The following is a 21,325-nucleotide window of genomic DNA, read 5'->3' on the forward strand; positions in this document are numbered from 1 at the left end:
TTTAGCGTCCACCTAAACCGCCATTATGGTAATGGCGCGCTACTTTGTCAATCACAATAACACAGGCAATAACACGGATATAAAAAATAGCTTGCGTGTGATATTGTGCTTTGTCGGCACAACAACGCCAAAAAGGACTATTTTCCATTGGCATTTTATGGTTAAATATAGTGTAATGTAATGATACGAACGAATTCATTTTGGAGAATAAAAAAATGAGTGATAAACCTGCGGTCTCTTCTCTAGTTAAGCTACAAATGGTGTTTTGGGCATTGTTGATGCCAGTGGCTTTAATTGTCGGCGGCATCGCCATTGCCCTTTTTTGGTTAGGCGATACCGAACTAGAAGATGCGACAAATCTCCAAGTACAAGAGACACGTACGCAACCGATTGGAAAAGTCATCCTGCCTGGCGAGGGGCAAGCCAACCTCGTTGCCGCGGCCGCACCACCACCCGAAGAAACATACCAATCTGTCTGTGCGGCTTGCCATACCACCGGTCTATTAGAATCACCAAAATTTGGCGATGCGGCCGTCTGGGAGCAGCGTATTAGTGATATCGGCGGATTTGACAATTTAGTCGCCAGCGCCATTGCAGGCAAAGGCAATATGCCTGCCAAAGGCGGTGCTGTGACGCTGAGCGATGAAGACTTCCGACTCGTTGTACAGTACATTACTGGTCGTCCTGTTGATGATAACAGCGATGACAGCGGTGATAGTGATAGTAGCAATGCCGCTGACGATGCAGCTAATGACGATGCAACCGACACAAGCACAGCGGCAGCCGACCAAGAAACGGATGAAAGCGCAAATGAGGGAGCGAGTGAGGGCGTCAACGAGAAGGTTGATGAAAGCACCAGTAATGAAGCTGGCAGCGAAGCGATTGATAGCGAAGCAACAAGTCAGCCTGAAAATAGCCCACCTGAAAACAGCTTACCCGAAGACAGCCCGCCCGAAGACAATACCCCTGACAACAGCGCGTCAGAAGCAACCTCAGGAACCGCCCAGCAGTAACTCCTCAGTAATCGCCCAGAAAACGCCCAGTAATCGTCACGCTAGATTATCGCGCCACCAACACAACAAATAAAACGCTGAAATTAACAACCCATAGAATCACTTAGCGCAAGGCACATAACAAGCAAGGCACATAACAAAAAATCAAATAAAAAGCCGCAAGCATCAAAAACTTGCGGCTTTTTACATACCGTTTATGTGTGCTTTCGCGTGTGTGCTAACGTGTGTGTGCTAACTACCCCTTAAAAAGTTTGGGGTTAAACACGTCGCGCAGCCAGTCACCTAACAAGTTGATGATTAACACCACCAAAACCAGCACCAAACCTGGGAATAGCGTAATCCACCATTCACCCGACTGGATATAGTCAAATCCATTACTAATTAACGAACCCAGCGATGGCTTTTCGGCAGGCATACCCAGCCCCAAAAACGACAACGCCGCTTCGCTCATAATCGCATTGGCGATTTGCACGGTTGAAATCACCAAAATGGGCGATAAGCAATTGGGTAATATGTGACGAAACATAATTCGTAATGGTTTAAATCCCATGACTTTGGCCGCCTCGACGTATTCTTTTTTCTTTTCAGACAGCGCAGACGAACGGATGGTGCGCGCATATTGCGGCCACTCAGCAATACCGATAATCAACACCAGTAGTAGTAGCGCATATTCACTGTAAAATTGTGCACCAAATAGCGTCTTAAAAATTGCTGAAATCACAATCGCCACCATCAATGTCGAAAATGACAGCTGAATATCAGCGAACCGCATCAATAAACTATCGAGTTTGCCGCCATAATAAGCCGCAAACAATCCAACGACAATCCCTACCACCATTTGCAAAATAACGGCTAACAAACCAATCGCCAAAGAAGTACGAAGACCATAAATAATCGTTGAAAAAATACCACGCCCTTGCTCATCCGTGCCCAGCCAAAAGCGCCCATCGCCGCCTGACATCCAGCTAGGCGGTAACTGTGAATCCAAAATGTCAATCGACGCCAAATCATAAGGATCGTGTGGCGCGACCCAAGGCGCAAAAATAGCGGCAATCACCATTAGTAAAAAAATGGAGAATGAAACGATAATGGTTTTATTTTGCCGAAAATAGTAAAAAAAATCAGATTGGAAAAATTGCGACATGACATTGCTACCAGCGCTCATGACTATTTACCTCCTAACAAATTGACGCGTGGATCAATTAATCCATAAATCAAATCAATAATGGTGTTGGTGACCACAAATAATAACCCAACAAAAATAATATACGTCGTCAGCAAGGGAATATCCGCCCGATTGACAGCTTCTAAAAACATCAGCCCAACCCCTGGCCACTGAAAGACCGTTTCAGTCAGTATGGTATAAGCCACCATTATCCCTAATTGAACACCGCCAACAGTAATCACCGGCAACATGGTGTTTTTAAGCGCATGACTATACCAGATGGTTTTTTCTTTGATACCTTTGGCATACGAAAACCGTATATATTCTGAGGACAATGCCTCTATCATCTCTGAACGCACCAATCGAATGAATAGTGGCAGCATAATCGAAGACAACGCCAACGATGGCATAATCAAATGCTTCAAGCCATCCACGGTAAATAGCCCCGATTGCCAACCAAACGTATCACTGGTTTCGCCACGCCCATAAGAAGGCAACCACCCTAAATAGAGTGAAAACACATTAATCATCAGGATAGCGGTCAAAAATACGGGCACCGAAATACCAACAATACTCAACCCCATAATAAACTTTGTCAGCACGCTATTTGGTCGAATTGCGGTATAAACACCCAGCGGTATCGAAACAAACACAATAAATAGGCTCGCGATAAAGACCAATTCTAGTGTCGCAGGCAACTTATCTAAAATCACTTTTGTTGTCGGTTCTTTAAAAAAGTAGCTGGTACCGAAATCACCTTGGACTGCATTTTTCAAAAAACGCCCGTACTGAATCAAAAATGGGTCATCAAGCCCTAATTGATCGCGCATAGTGGCTTTTTCCTCAGCAGAAGCGGTAATGGCGACCAATTGAGACACGGGATCGCCCAATTTGCTCTGTACCGCAAACGCAATAAACGAAATAACCAGCATCACGATGCTAGCCTGTAGCAGCCTTGCAAAAAGAAACTTTATCATAATTTATTGATTGCCAGACAGCCTGAGACCATCAAAAATAGCACAGACTGCCCAGCAATCACCTCCATTATTCTTCAATAATCAAGTCGCCTAACAAGGGGAATTCTTTCAAATTGACGTAGTCTTTTAAGTTAGTCACTTTGTTAGCCAAACCCCAAGATAGATTTTGCCAGTGTAGTGGCACAAACGCCGCATCGTCGTATTCGATTTTTGACACTTGCTTTAATAACGCTGCACGTTTTTCTGCGTCTGTTTCTTGGTTAGCGGCATTAACCAGTGCGTCCATCTCAGGATTACTGTAATGCCCACAATTATATTGCCCCCGCCCCGTTTCAGCATCGCGCGTCATCGTCAAGTATTCAGAGTAATTCGCCGAATCACCCGTATCGGATGACCAACCAATCAACTGAATACCATTCTCACATTTATCAAACTCAGGCCAATACTGCGCTTTGGGCATTGTAGTTAGCTCGACCTTGATATTAATTCGCGCCAACATGGCAGCAATGGCTTGTGCGATTTTTTCATCATTAACATAACGATCATTGGGCGAAATCATCGTCACGGTAAAGCCGTCTTCGTAACCAGCTTCTTTCATTAATGCTTTGGCTTTATCCAAATCAAATCGCGGCGTCAAACTCGGATCATGCCCCGCGTAACCTACAGGACTATTTTGCCCCGCTGGCGTTGCAAATCCGCGCATGATTTTATCGACAATACCTTCGTTATTAATCGCATGAATAACCGCCTGACGCACACGCACATCTTTAAATTCAGGCACGACTTTTTGATTCAGTTGCACCGTGATAATGCGGTCACTAGGCAGCGTTAACAAATGGTGATTGTCGCTTTGCTCAACGCGATCCAAATCGGTTGGCGCGACGGGAGAAATCAAATCCACACCACCAGATAAGAGTGCGGCCAAACGGGTGGCGTTTTCTTTGATTGGTACCCATTTCACATTCTCAACATTACCTGACTCACCCCAATAATCTGGGTTTTTTTCTAGCACAAGCTCTACGCCTTGTTGACGGCTTTTTAGTTTAAAGACCCCTGTGCCTGATACATTAGTTGAGGCAAACGAGCCCGTATTTTTCTCAATGGCATCTTTGGCCTTACCATCCTCACTCTGTCCTGTATAAAACTTCGAATCCATCACAAACAAATACGTCGCATTTGCAAGGACCAAAGGATAAGGGGCTTTGGCGATTAACTCGACGGTATGGTCATCTACTTTAACCATTTCAGCATAAGGTTCAAATACGGCTTTGAAATCCCCTGATTCACGGTAGCGGTTAAAGCTCCAAATCACATCATCGGCCGTCATATCATTGCCTGAGTGAAACTTCACCCCTTGACGCAGATAAAACCGCGTCACGGTCGGGCTGACTTTTTCCCAGCGTTCGGCCAACCGCGGCACATACTCCAACTGGCTGTTCGTGCGGACAAGCGGGTCAAACAGCAAATGTGACATTTGCAATGTGGCGCCTGATAGCTGCTCCATTGGATCCATTGATACGGGATCAGAGTCATACGCAATGGTTAAGTCTGCTGCTTGCAGGCTGAAGCTCATCGCAATCGCTAGGGTTAATGTTTTCATTTTTGTCGTTAATTTCATCTTAGTCTCCTCTTTTTAATTATTCATTATTTATAGTTAAGTCAATCAATTATCGAATCGCACTACGCTGGGGTCGCGGTGCTTTCCGATTGTGCAAAAATAGGCATTAATTCAATCAAACGGCGCGTATATTCATGCTCGGCATGCGTAAACAATTGCTCCGTTTCGGTAATTTCAACCATATCCCCATGTTTTAAAACACCGATTCGATCACACATCTGGCGAATAACCGGCAAATCATGGCTGATAAATATCATGGTTAATTGCAGCTCTTTTTGTAAATCTTTTAATAAATTAAGAATCTGCGCTTGCACCGACACATCCAACGCCGATGTCGGCTCATCGCAGATTAATAATCGCGGGCGCGTCGCCAATGCACGCGCAATAGAAATCCGCTGGCGCTGCCCCCCTGAAAACTCATGCGGAAATTTATTGACCGCATTTGCCGCGAGCCCCACATGTGAAACTAAATCTCTAACAATCGAATGCGCCTGTGTCTTACTGTCCACCAAACCATGAAACAGCATGGGCTCAGCGATAATATCCGCCACTCGCATGCGAGGGTTTAGCGAAGAATAAGGATTTTGAAAAACCATCTGCATTTGTCGGCGCAGCGGCATTCGGGCTTTTTCATCTTTTAGCGACATCAGGGATAGTCCTTCAAAGATAATATCCCCTTTATCGGGTGGGTAAAGCCCTGTGACGGCACGTGCAATCGTTGATTTACCCGAGCCTGATTCGCCAACCAACCCAAACGTTTCGCCCTTATTGACGTGAAAACTGATGTTTTTTAGGGCGTGTACATATGTGCGATTGGCTTTGAAAAAGGCATTATTGGTGGCAAATTTTAAGTCGATGTTGTTGACTGACAGAATCGGGCCGTCGTAATCGACTGTTTCTAATGCCTTACCTAGCCAATGCGTTTTGACGTCAATCGGTTGCTTTTCCGTATCCACCGATTCAATATAGGTGACTAGCGGAAAGCGATCAAATTTTTTATCACCACGTGGCACGGCAGAAATAAGGCTCTTTGTGTATTCGTGCTTGGGCTGTCTGAGCACTTGCTCTGTTTCGCCGATTTCCATTAATTGTCCGCGATACATGACAGCCACGCGATCGGTTACCGAAGCAACAACCCCCATGTCGTGCGTCACTAATACACAGCCTACATTACGCTCTTTGCATAGCGTTTGAATGAGTTGCAATATTTGGTCTTGGATTGAAACATCCAGCGCGGTTGTCGGTTCGTCGGCAATAATCAATTTAGGATCTGTGGATAACGCAATCGCAATCACCACACGTTGCCGCATACCGCCTGAAAACTGATGGGGGTATTGCTTGATGCGGATTTCAGGCTCGGGGATACCGACAGACGCCAACAATTCAACGGCACGTACTGCTGCTGTTGCTTTATTAATACCCAAATTAGTGACCATGGTTTCAATCATTTGTTCTTCAATCGTGAACAAGGGATTTAACGAGGTCATCGGGTCCTGAAAGATGAAGCCAATGTCTTTGCCACGTACTTTGCGCATGGCCTCACGAGACAGCGAAGTGAGTTGCACGCCGTCCAAATACGCCTCACCACCAGAGACATAGCCTGGCGGGCTGAGTAATTGGGTGACGGCATTACCAACAGTTGACTTGCCAGCGCCTGATTCGCCGACAATACCGAGTATTTCACCGCGATTAACCGTCAAGGAAACCTTATCAACCGCATAAAAAATACCATGGCGAGAAGGATAGGCAACGCTCAAGTCATTCACTTCTAGTAACACACCGCATTGCATGGGCTCTGTTGCGCTGGGCTCTGTTGCGCGTTCAGTCATCATTTTACACCGTAGAGGATAAGAAGAATCACGATAGCACACAAGCAAAATCGATACAATCTTTTTTTTTATACGAGCTATTGGGCTCAGTTATCGCAATGTTTCGAAGCGATAAAAAAACCCAAAAAAGGCTAAAAAGAAATATACCGCCCTGGGCGATGATTGATGGTAATGGCTAAGTTTAACACCGCCGCACCAAGAAACGACGCGATGATAACGCCTGCATGCCCGATTGCATGTCCACCTGTATACCCAATCCACGCAAAAGACGCAATAACAGCCACATCCAGTAGCAATTGTGACAACCCTGCATTCCAATGAAATTTATCCTGCAAATACAGCACCAAAATATTAAATCCCCCCATGCTCGCACGGTGGCGAAATAAAAATATCAGCCCAACACCAACCAACAATCCGCCTAATACCGCCGCAAAATAGTGATTAATCGATTCAATCACAATCCAATAACGCATCAACTCAATCAATACGACTAAGCCAAACACAGCCAATAACGACTTGGTAAAAAAGGCACGCCCAAAGCGATAATAACCCAACACAAAAAACGGAATATTCATACATAACAACGACAAAGAAAGCGGAAAACCAAGACTATAATGCAACAATAGCGCCAACCCCGTTACACCGCCCGTCATCAGCTGCGCTGATTGAAAAATGGTAATCCCAAGGCTCATTAACAGCATCCCTGTCAGTACGCCCTGCGCATCGTCAAACAACGAGTGGGGTGCGCCTTTGGGCTGTTTCAAATGGTTTTGAGAATGGCGCTGAGGGTGGCGCTGAGGATGGCGCTGAGACTTGGCCAATAACTGAGATAACCAACGCATCGTGACCTTATAACCTGTCATCTATGCACTGGACTATTACTGCCCAGCGCTTGTGACTAGCGGGTTTTCAGACAACTGCAATCGCTTGTCGGTTAGGGTGTACGTTTTTTCCATTCGGTCTGCGATGGCGTAGTCATGGGTGACAATAATCAATGCGGTATTTTCACTGCGCTGCAATGTAAACAGCAAATCCATTACCGCTGCTGCATTTTCTTGGTCCAAATTCCCTGTCGGCTCATCGGCGAGCAAACAATCAGGATTCGTCACCATCGCCCGTGCAATCGCCACACGCTGTCGTTCACCGCCTGATAATTCCGCGGGTTTATGTGCGGCACGCGACGCAACACCAACTTTCTCTAGTAGCGGCATTGCTGCTGCTTTTGCCTCACGTGGCGTAATACCACGAACAAACAAAGGCATCATCACGTTTTCTAGCGCACTAAACTCTGGCAACAAGTGATGAAATTGATAGACAAACCCCAAATGCTGGTTACGAATTTCGCCCTGTTGTTTGGCGTTAGGCGAGCGCCCGCTGGCTTTGACAAGACATTGGTTACAAACCAATACCTCGCCCGACTGCGGTTTATCCAAGCCGCCCAACACATGCAGCAGCGTACTTTTCCCCGAGCCTGATGCCCCGACAATCGCCACGCTCTCACCTGCAAAAACAGTCAAATCAAGGCACTGCAAGACCTCGACACGCTGGTGTTTTTCGCCATACGCATAGTCAATTTGCTTGGCCATGACAACGGGGGTTTTATTTTCGGTTCTCATGGTTTCATTCATAAGCTAGCGCCCTCGCAGGGTCAGTTCTAGCCGCTTTAAATGCGGGGTAAATCGTCGCGAGAAAACTTAACAACAACGCACACAATGCAATTAACACAATCACACCGACTTCAATTTTTGGGTTCAAACTCGAAATAAAATAAAGCTCAGCAGGCAACCTAAACCCAAAATTAGCTTCTAGAAACTGCATCAGATTAGGGACTTGCTTAGCAAATAACACACCACCGACCACACCCAAAATAGTGCCAATCAACCCCAATGCCGTGCCCTGTATCATAAAAACCCGTTGAATGGTTTGCGGCGTCACGCCAATGGTACGCAATATCGCAATATCGCTTTGTTTATCATTAACCACCATCACCAGTGTCGATAAAATATTAAACGCAGCCACCATTACGATAATTAATAAGATAAAAAACATCGCCGCTTTTTCAACTTTGACGGCATCGAAATACGTACGGTTTTGCGAAGTCCAGTCAATCGCATAGTATGGCGATGGCAATGCCTGATTGAGTGATTCGGTTAGCGTTTGCGCGGCAAACAAATCCGCCAGTTTTAATTGGTAACCATCATAACCTGAGCGCTGAAACAGCGTCGCCGCATCATCAATATCAATCAAAATCAAACCCGTGTCATACAAAAAATGTCCCGATTCAAATAGCGAAATCACAGTAAATCGTTTGATCCGCGGGATAATACCAGCGGCCGAAACTGTGGTTTTGGGAACGACCAAAGTCAGTTTATCACCCGGGTAGATACCCAGTTGGTCAGACAGTGATTTGCCGATAATGACATTGAATTCGCCCGGTGCTAAGCCATTGACTTCATCACCTAAGCTCGCAATGACTTCTGAGACAGCAGGCTCGCGGGCCGCATCAATGCCTTTGACCTGAACCCCTTGGTAGCTTTGCCCTATGCCGATAAGGGCTTGGCCTTCGATGTAAGGAGCGCTCGCGATAATTTGTTCGATTTCTGGATTATCTTGGCTGTCGGGCAATACGTCGGCAATATCAACGCTGGGGTCAATATAATCCTGCACACCGACGATTTTTGCATGTGCCGTCATCGAGAGGATTTTTTCCCTGACTTCACTGGTGACGCCGTTCATAACAGATAGCACCACAATCAAAGCCATAATGCCCACCGCAATGCCGAGCACAGAAACGACCGAGATAAAAGACACAAAACCCTTGCCTTTGGTCGCACTCAGATAACGTTTCCCAATATAAAAAGACAAATTCATGATAATTAGGCAAAGCCTCGATGACCGTTATTTATTCGTTATTCACAGCAGGAAAGCAGTCAGAACAACAGTTATTTATAGCATATCAATATGCTTAAACCAACCTCTTGAACTTAACCCTGCGAATCCATCTGGGTTATTTTTTCTCTAGTGGCAACCCATCTAACAGCCACTGTCTAACACCACCTTGTAAATGATAAACCGCATTAAACCCACTTTTTTTCAAGCGCCCAAGTGCGACCTGAGAGCTTCGACCGCTATCGCAATATAGCGCGATTGGTTTATCTTTGGCCTGCGATGCTAATTTATCTAACAGTGCCTCTAGGGTCATATTTTGCGCGCCGACAATATGACCACGCTGGTATGCCGACTCATCACGCAAGTCAACTAATGTGGCGCCATCATTAATCATTCTCGAAAAGGCCGCACTCGATAGCAGCTGGTGCTTTGCGCCGCCTCGCATAAATTCGGTCACCAACAGATAAACCAACAAGCCAATTGATACGGCAAACAAAAAAATATTCTGGTGGAAAAAGGCTTCAAACGTCATCGGGGTCTCTCAGCTAAAGCGTGGTTAACAAAATCAATCGCATATTATACGTCAAATCGCTACGTAATACAGTGGCAAAATGTCGTTTTTCTAAACAATGGCATTAAACATGGCATTAAAAACACCATTAAACCTACCTTAAACCCTGTCCTCAAGTGATATCATGGTGGGAGGTGATTGGCGTATTTTACCGCGCATTTTGTCGCGTATTTTATCGCGTATCTTACACTAACTTACAACCAAAACGGTGATATGATACCCTACATACCTTGTTGGTCTTAAGCTAGACCCCTGCGCATTAGACCTTGAGCTGACCCTGCGCATTAGACCTTGAGCTGACCCTGCGCATTAGATTACAGCGCTTGAATGTCTTGTTATACCAACCGTTATAGCAACCGTTATAGCAACCGTTATAGCAACCACTATGCCAACCGTTATACAAAGTTTATACAAAAATAATCCAAAAATAATCCAAAGACGCTATGCAAACCACGTTACAGACACCTTTATTTCGTGAATTTTTTCGCACTTGGCTCCATATTGGCCTAGTCTCTTTTGGTGGACCTGCGGCACAAATTGCCTTAATGCACCGCTTGATCGTCGATGAGAAAAGATGGCTATCAGAGACTCAGTTTCTGAATGCGCTCAATTTTTGTATGCTATTGCCTGGACCAGAAGCCATGCAACTCGCGACCTATTGCGGCTGGCGCCAACGTGGCATGATAGGCGGCGTGATTAGTGGCGGTTTATTTGTGCTGCCAGGCGCCATCATTATCGCGCTACTCGCCGCCTGCTACGTGCACTATGCTGATGTCAGCTTGGTGCAAAGCGCCTTTGTTGGTATCAAGGCCGCCGTAATTATGATTATACTCCAGGCGCTCTTGCGGATTAGCCAGCGTGTTTTGCTTAGCCTGCACCATCAATTCATCGCATTAGCGGCTTTTTTGGCACTTTTTTTGCTGCAACTGCCTTATCCCTTGGTTATCTTTGGCGCAGCAAGTGCGGGGTATTTTTTATTCCGAAAACCCAATAAATCACCGTTAACGACCAACTTAACAACCGCCACCACAACCGCCACCACAACGGCCACCACGGCACCAGCACACAGCAAACCCTGCCATCAAACCACGATAAGAACCCTTGTTATCGGGATTAGCTTATGGGCATCACCCCTGCTGGCCACCTACGCTTTATTTGGTAAAAACATGCTCTTTGACATGGGCGTTTTTTTCTCTAAACTGGCGGTTATTAGCTTTGGCGGCGCCTATGCCGTGCTTGCCTACATGACACAAACACTCGTCCAAGAAAATGGCTGGATAAGCACACCACAAATGATAGACGCGCTGGGGCTCGCCGAATCAACCCCTGGCCCATTAATTTTAGTGACTGAATTCACCGCGTATATCGCTGCTTATTACGAATATGGCACCTGGTATGCAATCGCTGCTACGCTAATGACCCTATGGGTTACCTTTGTGCCATGCTATTTGTGGATCTTTATTGGCGCACCCTACCTACAATGGCTCAGTCAGATGCCTACGCTAAAAAACATACTCAGCGGTATTACCGCAGGCATTGTCGGGGTCATGTTAAATTTAGGCATTTGGTTTGCATTAACCGTTTATTTCCAAGAAATCAAACAAACCACCTCATTTTTAGGCGTTCAATTGCCCACGGCCTTACCCACGGTTTCGCTGTCCGCATTTGACATGATACCGTTTGCCATCAGTCTGTTGGCTGCCGCTTTATTGTTTAAATACAAAACCAATCTATTGCTGACGTTGGCGTTATGCGCGTTAACGGCAGCAGGACTGGGAATGATATTATCTGCCTAACCGCAGGTATGCCAGTACCCGCTTAATCAAAATGCCCTTAGTTAATCGCTAGTCGTTAATCGCTAATCGCTAGTCGTTAATCGGCTACCTTTTTGACAAAGATTGATTTCAACGCCATCGGGCCAATACCTGGTATTTTGCAGTCAATATCATGATCGCCGTCGACTAAGCGAATATTTTTGACTTTTGTACCGACTTTGACCACAGAGGATGAGCCTTTGACTTTTAAATCCTTAATGACACTCACGGTATCACCGTCCTGTAATGGCGTGCCATTGGCATCTAGCACGGTTTTCACATCAGAGACTTCATGCGCGGCATCCTTTGTCCATTCATGCCCGCATTCGGGGCAAATAAGCAACCCGCCATCCTCATAGGTATAAGCTGATTGGCACGCTGGGCATGACGGTAATTCATTTATCCAGTTCATTTTTTCTTGGCCTGCCATTGTTTTTTAGCATACTGCTGCATATCCGCTACGCGGTCTTTTTCATCTAAGATTTCCAGCCCAATCAAGGTCTCAATAATGTCTTCTAACGTCACGATACCATCTAAGCCACCATATTCATCAATCACTGATGCAATGTGTGCGCGATTTTTTGACAGCTGCTCCCATGCATCAAATAATACCGTATTGTCAGGCAACACACCAATGTCACGCTTGATATCTTTAAGGCATAAATCACTTTCTGAACTAGCTAACTTTTCAAAAATCTCAGCGCGCAACACATACCCCGTCACATGGTCTTTACTGCCTTCATAAACGGGAATTCTCGAAAAATGATACGTTGATTTCTCCGCAAAAAAGTCTGTCAGTGTCATGGCCTGATCGGCTGCGACAACTACCGTTCTTGGTGTCATCACTTGGGAAACCGTTTTATGCTTTAATTTCACTAAATTTTGCATGATTTTGTTTTCCTCAGATGAAAACACGCCCTCTTGTGTTGCCATGTTGGCCATGGCGGAGAGTTCTTCTCGGCTAGTCGTTGCCATCGATTTATCCTTAGACAACAAACGGGTGATGTAGGACGACGCGACAACCAATGGGTAAGTAATGAATAGACAAATCTTTAACAGCTTAACAACAACGCCAACCAGCGGCCTCGCGTAGTTCGCGCCTAGCGTTTTAGGGATGATTTCAGTCACCACCAAAATCAAAATCGTCAAAATCGCCGACACAAGGCCAAAATACGCCTCCCCAAAGACGATAGTTGCTTGCGCGCCCACGCCAGCCGCCCCTACCGTATGCGCAACGGTATTTAATGACAGTATAGCCGACAACGGCCTATCAATATCTGCTTTGAGTTCCAACATCGCTTTTGCACTGTTATCGCCCGCCTCTGCAATCGATTTTAGGTAAGCGTTCGGCACAGACAACAGTACCGCTTCCATAATCGAGCAGATAAACGAGACAAAAAGCGCAATAAATAAATAGACAAATAATAAAATCATTAGGTTCTCCTAGGTACCAACCAATCAACAATAAACAACAATAAAGGACAATTAACTAGAGCGCGTTAAGCCACTCATCAATCCAATTACGGCGCTCTGATTCGATTAGCGCCGTATCCAACAGCGGGAGCGACATCGGCTTTGCCGTCTCACTAAATATCGGTGGCATTGCTATGTCCACCACAGGATACATCCAGTTACTGGTGGGGATTTCTTGTTGAAACGCCTCGCTCAACATAAATTGCAAAAACGCATTGGCTAGTTCAGGCGCTTGGCTGTGTTTGGGAATAGCGGCCACTTCGACCTGCAAGTAATGCCCTGCGGTAAACGTTGCGGCTTGGTATTGGCTGTCGTTCTCAATCATATGATGGTAAAAGGGTGATGTCGTATAGCTTAACACCATATCCGATTCGCCTTTTAAAAACAACCCATAAGCCTCACTCCAGCCGCGCGTGGTGGTGACCACATTATCAGACAATCGCTGCCAAATTGAGGGTGCTTTATCGCCATAAGCTGCCTTTATCCACAGTAACAAGCCCAACCCTGGCGAGCTGGTGCGTGGATCCTGAATGATGATTTTTATGTCACTATCAGCCAATGCGTCGAATGATTGTGGCACATCAGTTAAGCGATTTTGATCGTAAACAAACGCAAAATATCCATAATCAAACGGCAGATAAACTGAGCTATCCCAAGCAATCGGCAAGGTTAATTGCGCGTTATCGATTTGGTGTGGTACGAATAATCCAGCCGCATCCGCTATCCCCATCAGATTTTGGTCCAAACCAATCACTAGGTCGGCAATGCTCCGCTCACCTTCGATTTTAAGCCGAGTTAGTATGGATTGTGCATCACCAAAATGGTGGTACTTGACTTCACATTGGCACTGTTTTTCAAATAGTGGCGTGACCGCCTCAGTGATACCGCCTTGGACAAAACTGCTGTAGGTGTAAATATCTAGCGTGTTGTTATTGTTGCTATTATTGACGTTATCATTTGCATTCTCTTCGGTGTTAGCGTTAATGATACTCACTTGCAAAAAAAGCAAGCATATCAATCCTAATCTCATCATTTGCTGTGTTATCGTATGGCGATTTTGCACCCTATCTACCTCTCAATTATTTGTCTTGTGTTTAAAAATGGTCAATCCCCTGATTGAGCCCTAGCTGCTGCAAACTGCTGTCATTATCCGACCAATTTTCTTTGATTTTAACCCAAGTACGCAACTCAACGGGCTGTCCGAGCAACAATTGTAATTCCTTTCGTGCTTGCGTACCAATCATCTTAATAATTTTACCGCCTTTGCCGACGACAATCGGTTTTTGGCTGGCACGTTCTAACAAAATAGTCACAAATATTTGCACCTTGCCATCGACTTCTTTGTAGCTGTCGGTAATCACCGCAATTGAATAAGGAAGCTCTTGGTGTAATGCTTTGAATAGCTTTTCGCGGACAATTTCGCTGGCAATAAAGCGCATACTTGCCGTTGTCAGCTGATCGTCTGGGTAAATTTTGTCACCCAGTGGCAGATAATTCGCAATCACGTCCAGTAAATGCGACACGTTGCGATTTTTAAGGGCTGAAACGGGGACAATTTCTGCGTATGGATAGCGCGTTGACATCGCTTCAATCTCAGGAATAATAGCGTCCATGTTTGACAACAAGTCCATCTTATTAAGTACCGCAATCACAGGAATATCATGCCGCTTGAGCAACTGCAACACATAGTCATCGTCTGTCGTCCAGCGCGTGCTATCACAAATATGGACAATCACGTCGACTTGCTCCAACGCCAGACGTGCCGATTTATTCATGTACTGATTAATTTTTTTATCGGCTTGTTGGTGCAGCCCTGGGGTATCAACAAAAATATATTGCGCCTTTTCACTGGTGTGAATTCCTAATAGATTTTGGCGTGTCGTTTGTGGCTTGCGCGAGGTTATCGCCAGTTTTTCCCCCAAAATATAATTCAATAGCGTTGACTTGCCTACATTTGGGCGACCGACAATCCCAATGTAGCCTAGTTTATAGTGTTTATTTGTCTTTTTATCTGTTGTATTCATGGGTTCCGTCTTCGTAGGGTCTGTATTCATGGGGTCTGTATTCATGGGGTCTGTGTGTCTGTACTCGTTTGTAATGAATGTGATTTAATCACTAGCACGCATTGATTGACTGGTTATGTAGGCGATTAACTGAGCCGATTAACTGAGCGATTAAGTGGGCGATTTACTGAGCAATTAACTGGCCGATTAAGTGGACGATTAACTGGTTCAATTACATGCCAAATTCGTGCAGTAGCGCAAGCGTTGTTTTCGCGGCTTTTTGCTCTGCTTTTTTTTTGCTGCTGGCGGTGGCGGTTGATTCGTGCGTGCCAACACGACAACAAACAACAAACTGCTTGTCGTGATCAGGCCCCGATATGGATAGTAATTCGTATTCAGGGCGGCCTTCGCCGCGGCTTTGCAAGTACTCTTGCAATTGGGTTTTTGCATCTTTCAGCACGCTGGCATCAGGCAGCTCTCGTAGGTATTTTTGATACATCGCTTCGACAATGGCATAGGTCGCATCAAAGCTATTATTATCCAAATAAATCGCCGCAACAATGGCTTCTACGGCATCCGCCAATGTCGAATCCCGTTGATACCCACCTGTACGTAGCTCACCTGAGCCAACACGGATATAGTGTTTTAATTGCAAATCGTCGGCGATTTTAGCCAGCGTCACACCGCGCACCATATTCGCACGCAACCGTGTCAAATCGCCTTCGTTCGCTTCGGGTCGCAAAGAAAACAACAAATCACTCAAAATCGTCTCGAGTAGCGCATCACCCAAAAACTCTAGCCGCTCGTTGTTATGCTGACTTTTACTGCGGTGTGTCAGTGCTTGGACTAACAAGTCCCTATTGGTAAACGTATAGCCTAGGGTGTTTTCTAAGCGCGCTAAGTCTGCTTTTTCGTTATCTACCATATTTTTTTAAAAAAGCGATCACAATTCCCATCACCCTTAAAACAATCAAAGTTCAAAATCACGCGCGCCGCTTTGCCTATCACAAGGCTGTCATCGACAAAGCCAAATTCACGCCCATCTGCCGAATTATCTCGATTATCACCCATGACCAAATACTGCCCTTCAGGCACGCGCCACTCACGAGGGCGGTACTGATTCGGCGGGTATTGACTGTATTGAATGGTGTGCGAATAACCACCCAAATTTTCGTTAAGCACTTCGTAATTCACTGTGACGGCCTGCCCTGCGGTGTTTAAAACGGTTTGCTGCTGTGTTTCATTGGTTTTTTCTAAGACAACGGGCTCGCCATTGAGTGTCATGCGCCGATTGTCATAATAAACCACATCGCCTGGCAAACCAATCACGCGCTTGATATACGATTGCGATGGGTCTTTGGGGTATTTAAATACCAATACATCGCCACGCGCAATCGGCGCACCGTCGGTCAAGCGACTATTCGTAATCGGTAACCGCAATCCACGCGAAAATTTATTCACCACCAATACATCACCGACCAACAGCCCTGGCTCCATAGACCGTGACGGGATAACAAAAGGCTCATATAAAAAGCTACGCACACCCACGACAATCAGTAAAATCCAAAACAAATCGGCAAAAAAATACACTTTGCGTTTAACGCCCGTATTGAGCTCTGCTTCTAATGCTTGCATTTTTGCCAGTCTATACGCCTGCTTTTGTTTTTTATCACGCGGCTTGGCGTATTGATTGTCTGCCGCTTTTAGTGCTTGTTGTATAGATTTAGCAAAGCTCATTCGATACACCGCATAGCATATTGCCGCGACTAAAAATAGCCCAATTAGCGCTGGCTCGAAAAATTGCCTCAATGAATCAAACATGTTTTTTCCTCGTTGTTAAACCAATCCGTAGGTTCTTGTTTCGTCTGTCGTTGTTTCGTGTGTCGTTGTTTCGTGTGTCGCTGTAACAAATGCAATAAATAAACATAAACCATTAATTATCAGTTTTGAGTACCGCTAAAAATGCTTCTTGGGGGATATCGACTTTGCCCACACTCTTCATGCGTTTTTTACCTTTCTTTTGTTTTTCAAGTAATTTCTTTTTACGCGACACATCGCCACCATAACACTTCGCCAATACGTTTTTCCTAAGCGCCTTGACGGTAGAACGCGCCACAATATGCGAACCAATAGCCGCCTGAATGGCGACTTCAAACATCTGCCTGGGGATGAGTTCTTTCATTTTCTCAACCAAATCCCGCCCACGGTATTGGGCTTGGTCGCTGTGTACAATCAGCGCCAGTGAATCCACTTTATCGCCATTGATAAGGATGTCTAACTTAGTCAGTTTGGCGGCCTGAAAGCGGACAAAGCTATAATCAAACGAAGCAAAACCACGCGATACCGACTTAAGTCGGTCAAAGAAATCCAACACCACTTCACTCATCGGCATTTCAAAGCTTAATTGCACTTGATTGCCTGCATATTGCATGTTTTTTTGCACGCCGCGTTTTTCGATACAAAGCCCAATCACCGCGCCAAGGTAATCCTTGGGCACTAAAATATTCGCGATAATAATTGGCTCACGAATTTCATTAATTTCGTTAGGCTCAGGCAGGTTGGCGGGGTTGTCAATTTGCATCACGTCGCCTGTTTTGGTCTCAACCTCGTAAATAACGGTCGGGGCGGTGGTGATTAAATCTAAATCATACTCTCGCTCTAGGCGTTCCTGCACAATCTCCATGTGCAACATCCCTAAAAAACCACAACGAAAACCAAACCCCAAAGCAGTCGATGTCTCAGGCTCAAAAAACAGCGACGCATCATTTAGCCTAAGCTTTTGCAGCGCCTCACGAAGCTTTTCGTAATCCTCAGACTCGACAGGGAAAAGGCCTGCAAAAACACGGGATTGAACCTGTGTAAACCCAGGCAATGGGGTATCAGCGAGATTCTGCGCATCCATCACAGTATCACCGACTGGCGCACCGTCAATGGCTTTGATACCCGTAATCAAATAACCCACTTGCCCCGCATGTAGCACGTCTTTGTCTTGTCTTTTGGGGGTGAAGATACCGACTTTATCGACAATATGCTCGGCCTTGGTCGAGCAAATGCGAATTTTCTGTTTTTTGCTAATTTTGCCATCAACGACACGAATCAACGACACCACACCGACATAATTATCAAACCATGAATCAATAATCAACGCTTTTAATGGCGCATCCGGGTTGCCCTTGGGTGGCGGAATAAACTGCACCAACTTTTCTAGCAATTCAGGTACGCCTTGCCCTGTTTTGGCGCTACAGCGTGGTGCATCGCTCGCATCAATACCGACAATATTTTCGATTTCAGCGCAAACGCGATCAGGGTCTGCCGCTGGTAAATCAATTTTGTTGAGTACGGGTAAAATTTCCACATCTTGTTCGATGGCGGTATAACAATTGGCGACCGATTGGGCTTCCACGCCTTGTGCGGCATCGACCACCAATAACGCGCCTTCGCAAGCCGCCAGCGAGCGTGAAACTTCGTAGGAAAAATCCACGTGCCCTGGTGTGTCGATAAAATTGAGTTGATAAACTTCACCGTCTTTGGCGTGGTAGTCAAGGGTCACGCTTTGCGCCTTAATCGTAATCCCGCGCTCGCGCTCTAGATCCATCGAATCAAGGACTTGCGCAGACATTTCGCGCTCAGTTAATCCGCCACAAATTTGGATAATGCGATCGGATAGCGTCGATTTACCGTGATCAATGTGTGCAATGATAGAAAAATTTCGAATATGCGCCATAGTAGCGTCCAATTAATTCCCGTAAAAAAGCGACATTATACCGAACAACCTTTATAATGTCGTGCATTGAGTTCGTTTAATTTTTTAAACCCCGATTTAAAAACCGTATCCATCAGTATAACGCAACAACGACAAACCCCGTACAAAACTTCGCATGCAAATCATTCATTCGCTAGAAAACCCGACCAAAAACCCCATTGCCCTCACCATTGGTAATTTTGATGGCGTGCACATTGGGCATCAAGCGATTTTCAAACAACTACGGATAGCGGCTAACGCACGCCAGTTAACGCCAGCGGCGATGACATTTACCCCGCACGCACGCCACTTATTCCATGAAATTGACAACTACCTAATCACGACACCTCACGCTAAATCCGCTCTGATTCAACAAGCTGGCATTGACCTATTATGGGAAATCAATTTTGACGAAGCCTTTGCACGGCTAAGCGCAGACGCTTTTATCGCGCGTTTAATTGAGCAACTGCAAGTCAAATACGTATTAATCGGGGATGATTTTCGTTTTGGTCATCGTGGCGAGGGGGATTTTGCCCATTTGCAGTCAGCGTGTGAACGCGCCAATATTACTGTCGAACAATCACCAACCGTGAATTGGCAGGGCGAGCGCGTCAGCAGCAGTCGCATCCGTGCCGCCATCCAGTCGGCGCAGTTTGATGTTGCTAGACAACTACTAGGACGTGACCTCTGCTATCGCGAGACGGTCATTTATGGGCAACAAATTGGGCGTACGCTCGATTACCCCACCGCGAATTTATCCTTTGATCAGACTTTGTGCTTACCCAATGGCGTGTTTGCCGTCAGCGTTGGCATTGACGAGAGCGCCTTTAACGAGAGCGCCTTTGACGAGAACGCCTGCATTGATGCAGACACCACCCATCCACTAAGGTGGCCCGCACTATGCAATATCGGCAAAAAACCCACCATCGGGCATCACCAACGCCTAGTGGAAGTCCACATACTCGATTTTAACCAATCGTTGTACGGCAAGTCGCTGACGATTTATCCGCACAAAAAACTACGCAATGAACAAACCTTTGCCGATTTAACCGCACTCAAAGCCCAAATCCAAGCCGATGAAGCCGCTGCCCGCGTGTTTTTCAACCTACCGCCCAGTTAGCCTACCCAGTTAGCCTGCCCAGTCAGCCGATAAAAAAGCATAAAAAAAAAGCGAGGCAGTTGCCTCGCTTTTTAGTGTTTCGTTGAGAACGAACTGACGATTAGAAGTCAGTACGGATACCCAATGAAAGTACTTGTAACTCATCAGCGTTATCGCCTTCGTCGAAGTACGAGTACTCAGCCCAAACGCGTGAACGCTTGCTGAAGTTGTGCTGGTAGCCAAGTGCAACGTGAACTTGCTCATCGGCGTCAGTATCAGTGTCTAACACTTCAAAAATAGCACGAAGGGTATCGGCATCAGACAAGTAGTACTCACCCGCTAAACTTAGGTTCAATGGATTCGCATCAGAACCATCATCACCATACTCAGCTGCCAAACCAATACGGAAGGCATCGTTAGAGTAACCAGCTGCTGCACCAACCAAAGATGTTTCATCATCCAAACCGTTAGTTGAGAAGTAAGTCAAGCCAGCGAAAATGCCTGCATTGGCATAGCTTAAACCAATATTGTACGCATCAACGTGATCATCGTTACCACCTAGACCATTATGAATCAATGCAACCTGCGCTTTGAAACCGCCCATTTCTGGCGTGGTATAGATTAGTGAATTAGAAATACGGAAAGCACCTAAGTAAGTACGGTCGTAAGAGAAGCTACCGTTAAAGATATCATTGTAACCAACGATATTGTAGTACGGTGACCACTGTGAGCCTAGTGCCACAGAACCAAAACCGCCTTTAAGACCAACAAAGCCCAAACGGTTTGATTGACCACCACCGTTGGTGTCTGCCTGAACAGCAAACTCATAACGGTAGAATACGTCTAGGCCGTTACCGATTTCGTCCGTACCACGGATACCCCAGCGTGAGCTGTTGTTTCTAACGTGCGAAGAGGTGGTATCGCCATCGTCGGTTACTTCAACCGCCATACGAACCGAACCATATAATGTTGTGTTGTTTGCTTGCGCAACGCCAGCCAATGATGCTGAAGCGATTGCTAGTGCAAGAATTGATTTTTTCATGTTAATCTCCTAACAGTAAATCGAAAATTGATAAAATTTTGTACGGAATTTGTTTGTTTATTTGCAAGACATACTTTACCTGCTTTTTGG

The 21,325-nt window shown here is 45.7% G+C and carries 20 protein-coding genes; 3 read left to right on the forward strand and 17 right to left on the reverse strand.

Annotated elements, in window-relative coordinates; all coding sequences use genetic code 11:
• Window position 1: 1 nt before the first annotated feature.
• On the reverse strand, window positions 2-154 hold the full coding sequence (locus GCU85_RS09920) for a hypothetical protein (RefSeq protein ID WP_218110486.1): 153 nt from the start codon (window positions 152-154) through the stop codon (window positions 2-4).
• Between the two features lie 61 nt (window positions 155-215).
• Here GCU85_RS09920 and GCU85_RS02595 point away from each other — a divergent pair, with 61 nt between their 5' ends.
• Window positions 216-1,013, forward strand: a complete 798-nt coding sequence (locus GCU85_RS02595; RefSeq protein WP_152809054.1) for a c-type cytochrome — start codon at window positions 216-218, stop codon at window positions 1,011-1,013.
• Between the two features lie 235 nt (window positions 1,014-1,248).
• On the opposite strand, the gene GCU85_RS02600 is transcribed toward GCU85_RS02595, so the two are convergent.
• The 8 genes from GCU85_RS02600 to GCU85_RS02635 form a co-directional block, all read right to left on the reverse strand.
• On the reverse strand, window positions 1,249-2,178 hold the full coding sequence (locus tag GCU85_RS02600; RefSeq protein ID WP_152809056.1) for an ABC transporter permease: 930 nt from the start codon (window positions 2,176-2,178) through the stop codon (window positions 1,249-1,251).
• A gap of 2 nt (window positions 2,179-2,180) precedes the next feature.
• Window positions 2,181-3,155 carry an ABC transporter permease gene (locus tag GCU85_RS02605; protein ID WP_152809058.1) on the reverse strand — a complete coding sequence of 325 codons (975 nt, stop codon included), beginning with the start codon at window positions 3,153-3,155 and terminating at the stop codon, window positions 2,181-2,183.
• Window positions 3,156-3,222: 67 nt separating this feature from the next.
• Window positions 3,223-4,773: an ABC transporter substrate-binding protein gene (locus GCU85_RS02610; protein WP_152809060.1), complete on the reverse strand. Its 1,551-nt coding sequence runs from the start codon at window positions 4,771-4,773 to the stop codon at window positions 3,223-3,225.
• Between the two features lie 62 nt (window positions 4,774-4,835).
• A complete protein-coding gene (locus GCU85_RS02615) occupies window positions 4,836-6,563 on the reverse strand; it encodes an ABC transporter ATP-binding protein (RefSeq protein WP_152809345.1) in 1,728 nt (575 codons plus the stop codon).
• Window positions 6,564-6,733: 170 nt separating this feature from the next.
• Window positions 6,734-7,465, reverse strand: coding sequence for a YitT family protein (locus GCU85_RS02620; RefSeq protein WP_218110488.1), 732 nt, complete (start codon window positions 7,463-7,465; stop codon window positions 6,734-6,736).
• Window positions 7,466-7,480: 15 nt separating this feature from the next.
• The gene (locus GCU85_RS02625; RefSeq protein WP_218110489.1) at window positions 7,481-8,230 is read right to left on the reverse strand and encodes an ABC transporter ATP-binding protein; all 750 of its coding nucleotides are present in this window, start codon (window positions 8,228-8,230) and stop codon (window positions 7,481-7,483) included.
• Entirely contained in the window at window positions 8,223-9,473 is a 1,251-nt protein-coding gene (locus tag GCU85_RS02630; RefSeq protein ID WP_152809064.1) for a lipoprotein-releasing ABC transporter permease subunit, read from the reverse strand. The genes GCU85_RS02625 and GCU85_RS02630 overlap by 8 nt, the downstream gene beginning before the upstream one ends.
• A gap of 136 nt (window positions 9,474-9,609) precedes the next feature.
• On the reverse strand, window positions 9,610-10,023 hold the full coding sequence (locus tag GCU85_RS02635; RefSeq protein WP_152809066.1) for a rhodanese-like domain-containing protein: 414 nt from the start codon (window positions 10,021-10,023) through the stop codon (window positions 9,610-9,612).
• Between the two features lie 482 nt (window positions 10,024-10,505).
• Between GCU85_RS02635 and chrA the strand changes: the two genes are divergently transcribed.
• Window positions 10,506-11,858: a chromate efflux transporter gene (gene chrA / locus GCU85_RS02640; RefSeq protein WP_152809067.1), complete on the forward strand. Its 1,353-nt coding sequence runs from the start codon at window positions 10,506-10,508 to the stop codon at window positions 11,856-11,858.
• A gap of 76 nt (window positions 11,859-11,934) precedes the next feature.
• Here chrA and GCU85_RS02645 read toward each other — a convergent pair whose 3' ends face one another.
• The 7 genes from GCU85_RS02645 to lepA form a co-directional block, all read right to left on the reverse strand.
• The gene (locus GCU85_RS02645; RefSeq protein WP_152809069.1) at window positions 11,935-12,288 is read right to left on the reverse strand and encodes a zinc ribbon domain-containing protein YjdM; all 354 of its coding nucleotides are present in this window, start codon (window positions 12,286-12,288) and stop codon (window positions 11,935-11,937) included.
• Window positions 12,285-13,310: a hemolysin family protein gene (locus GCU85_RS02650; protein ID WP_152809071.1), complete on the reverse strand. Its 1,026-nt coding sequence runs from the start codon at window positions 13,308-13,310 to the stop codon at window positions 12,285-12,287. Before GCU85_RS02650 ends, GCU85_RS02645 begins: the two co-directional genes overlap by 4 nt.
• A gap of 55 nt (window positions 13,311-13,365) precedes the next feature.
• Window positions 13,366-14,382 (reverse strand): thiamine ABC transporter substrate binding subunit, encoded by a 1,017-nt coding sequence (gene thiB, locus GCU85_RS02655; protein WP_218110490.1) that lies wholly within the window; start codon window positions 14,380-14,382, stop codon window positions 13,366-13,368.
• Between the two features lie 61 nt (window positions 14,383-14,443).
• Window positions 14,444-15,373: a GTPase Era gene (era, locus tag GCU85_RS02660; protein WP_152809073.1), complete on the reverse strand. Its 930-nt coding sequence runs from the start codon at window positions 15,371-15,373 to the stop codon at window positions 14,444-14,446.
• Window positions 15,374-15,584: 211 nt separating this feature from the next.
• Complete coding sequence (rnc, locus tag GCU85_RS02665; protein ID WP_152809075.1) at window positions 15,585-16,277, reverse strand: ribonuclease III; 693 nt, start codon at window positions 16,275-16,277, stop codon at window positions 15,585-15,587.
• A complete protein-coding gene (lepB, locus tag GCU85_RS02670; protein WP_152809076.1) occupies window positions 16,271-17,173 on the reverse strand; it encodes a signal peptidase I in 903 nt (300 codons plus the stop codon). Before lepB ends, rnc begins: the two co-directional genes overlap by 7 nt.
• 112 nt (window positions 17,174-17,285) lie before the next feature.
• Complete coding sequence (gene lepA, locus GCU85_RS02675; RefSeq protein ID WP_152809078.1) at window positions 17,286-19,076, reverse strand: translation elongation factor 4; 1,791 nt, start codon at window positions 19,074-19,076, stop codon at window positions 17,286-17,288.
• Window positions 19,077-19,230: 154 nt separating this feature from the next.
• Here lepA and ribF point away from each other — a divergent pair, with 154 nt between their 5' ends.
• Window positions 19,231-20,214 (forward strand): riboflavin biosynthesis protein RibF, encoded by a 984-nt coding sequence (gene ribF / locus GCU85_RS02680; protein ID WP_152809080.1) that lies wholly within the window; start codon window positions 19,231-19,233, stop codon window positions 20,212-20,214.
• A 100-nt stretch (window positions 20,215-20,314) separates the two neighbouring features.
• Here ribF and GCU85_RS02685 read toward each other — a convergent pair whose 3' ends face one another.
• Entirely contained in the window at window positions 20,315-21,235 is a 921-nt protein-coding gene (locus tag GCU85_RS02685) for a porin (RefSeq protein WP_152809083.1), read from the reverse strand.
• Window positions 21,236-21,325 lie beyond the last annotated feature (90 nt).

The organism is Ostreibacterium oceani (assembly GCF_009362845.1).
Classification (GTDB): domain Bacteria; phylum Pseudomonadota; class Gammaproteobacteria; order Cardiobacteriales; family Ostreibacteriaceae; genus Ostreibacterium; species Ostreibacterium oceani.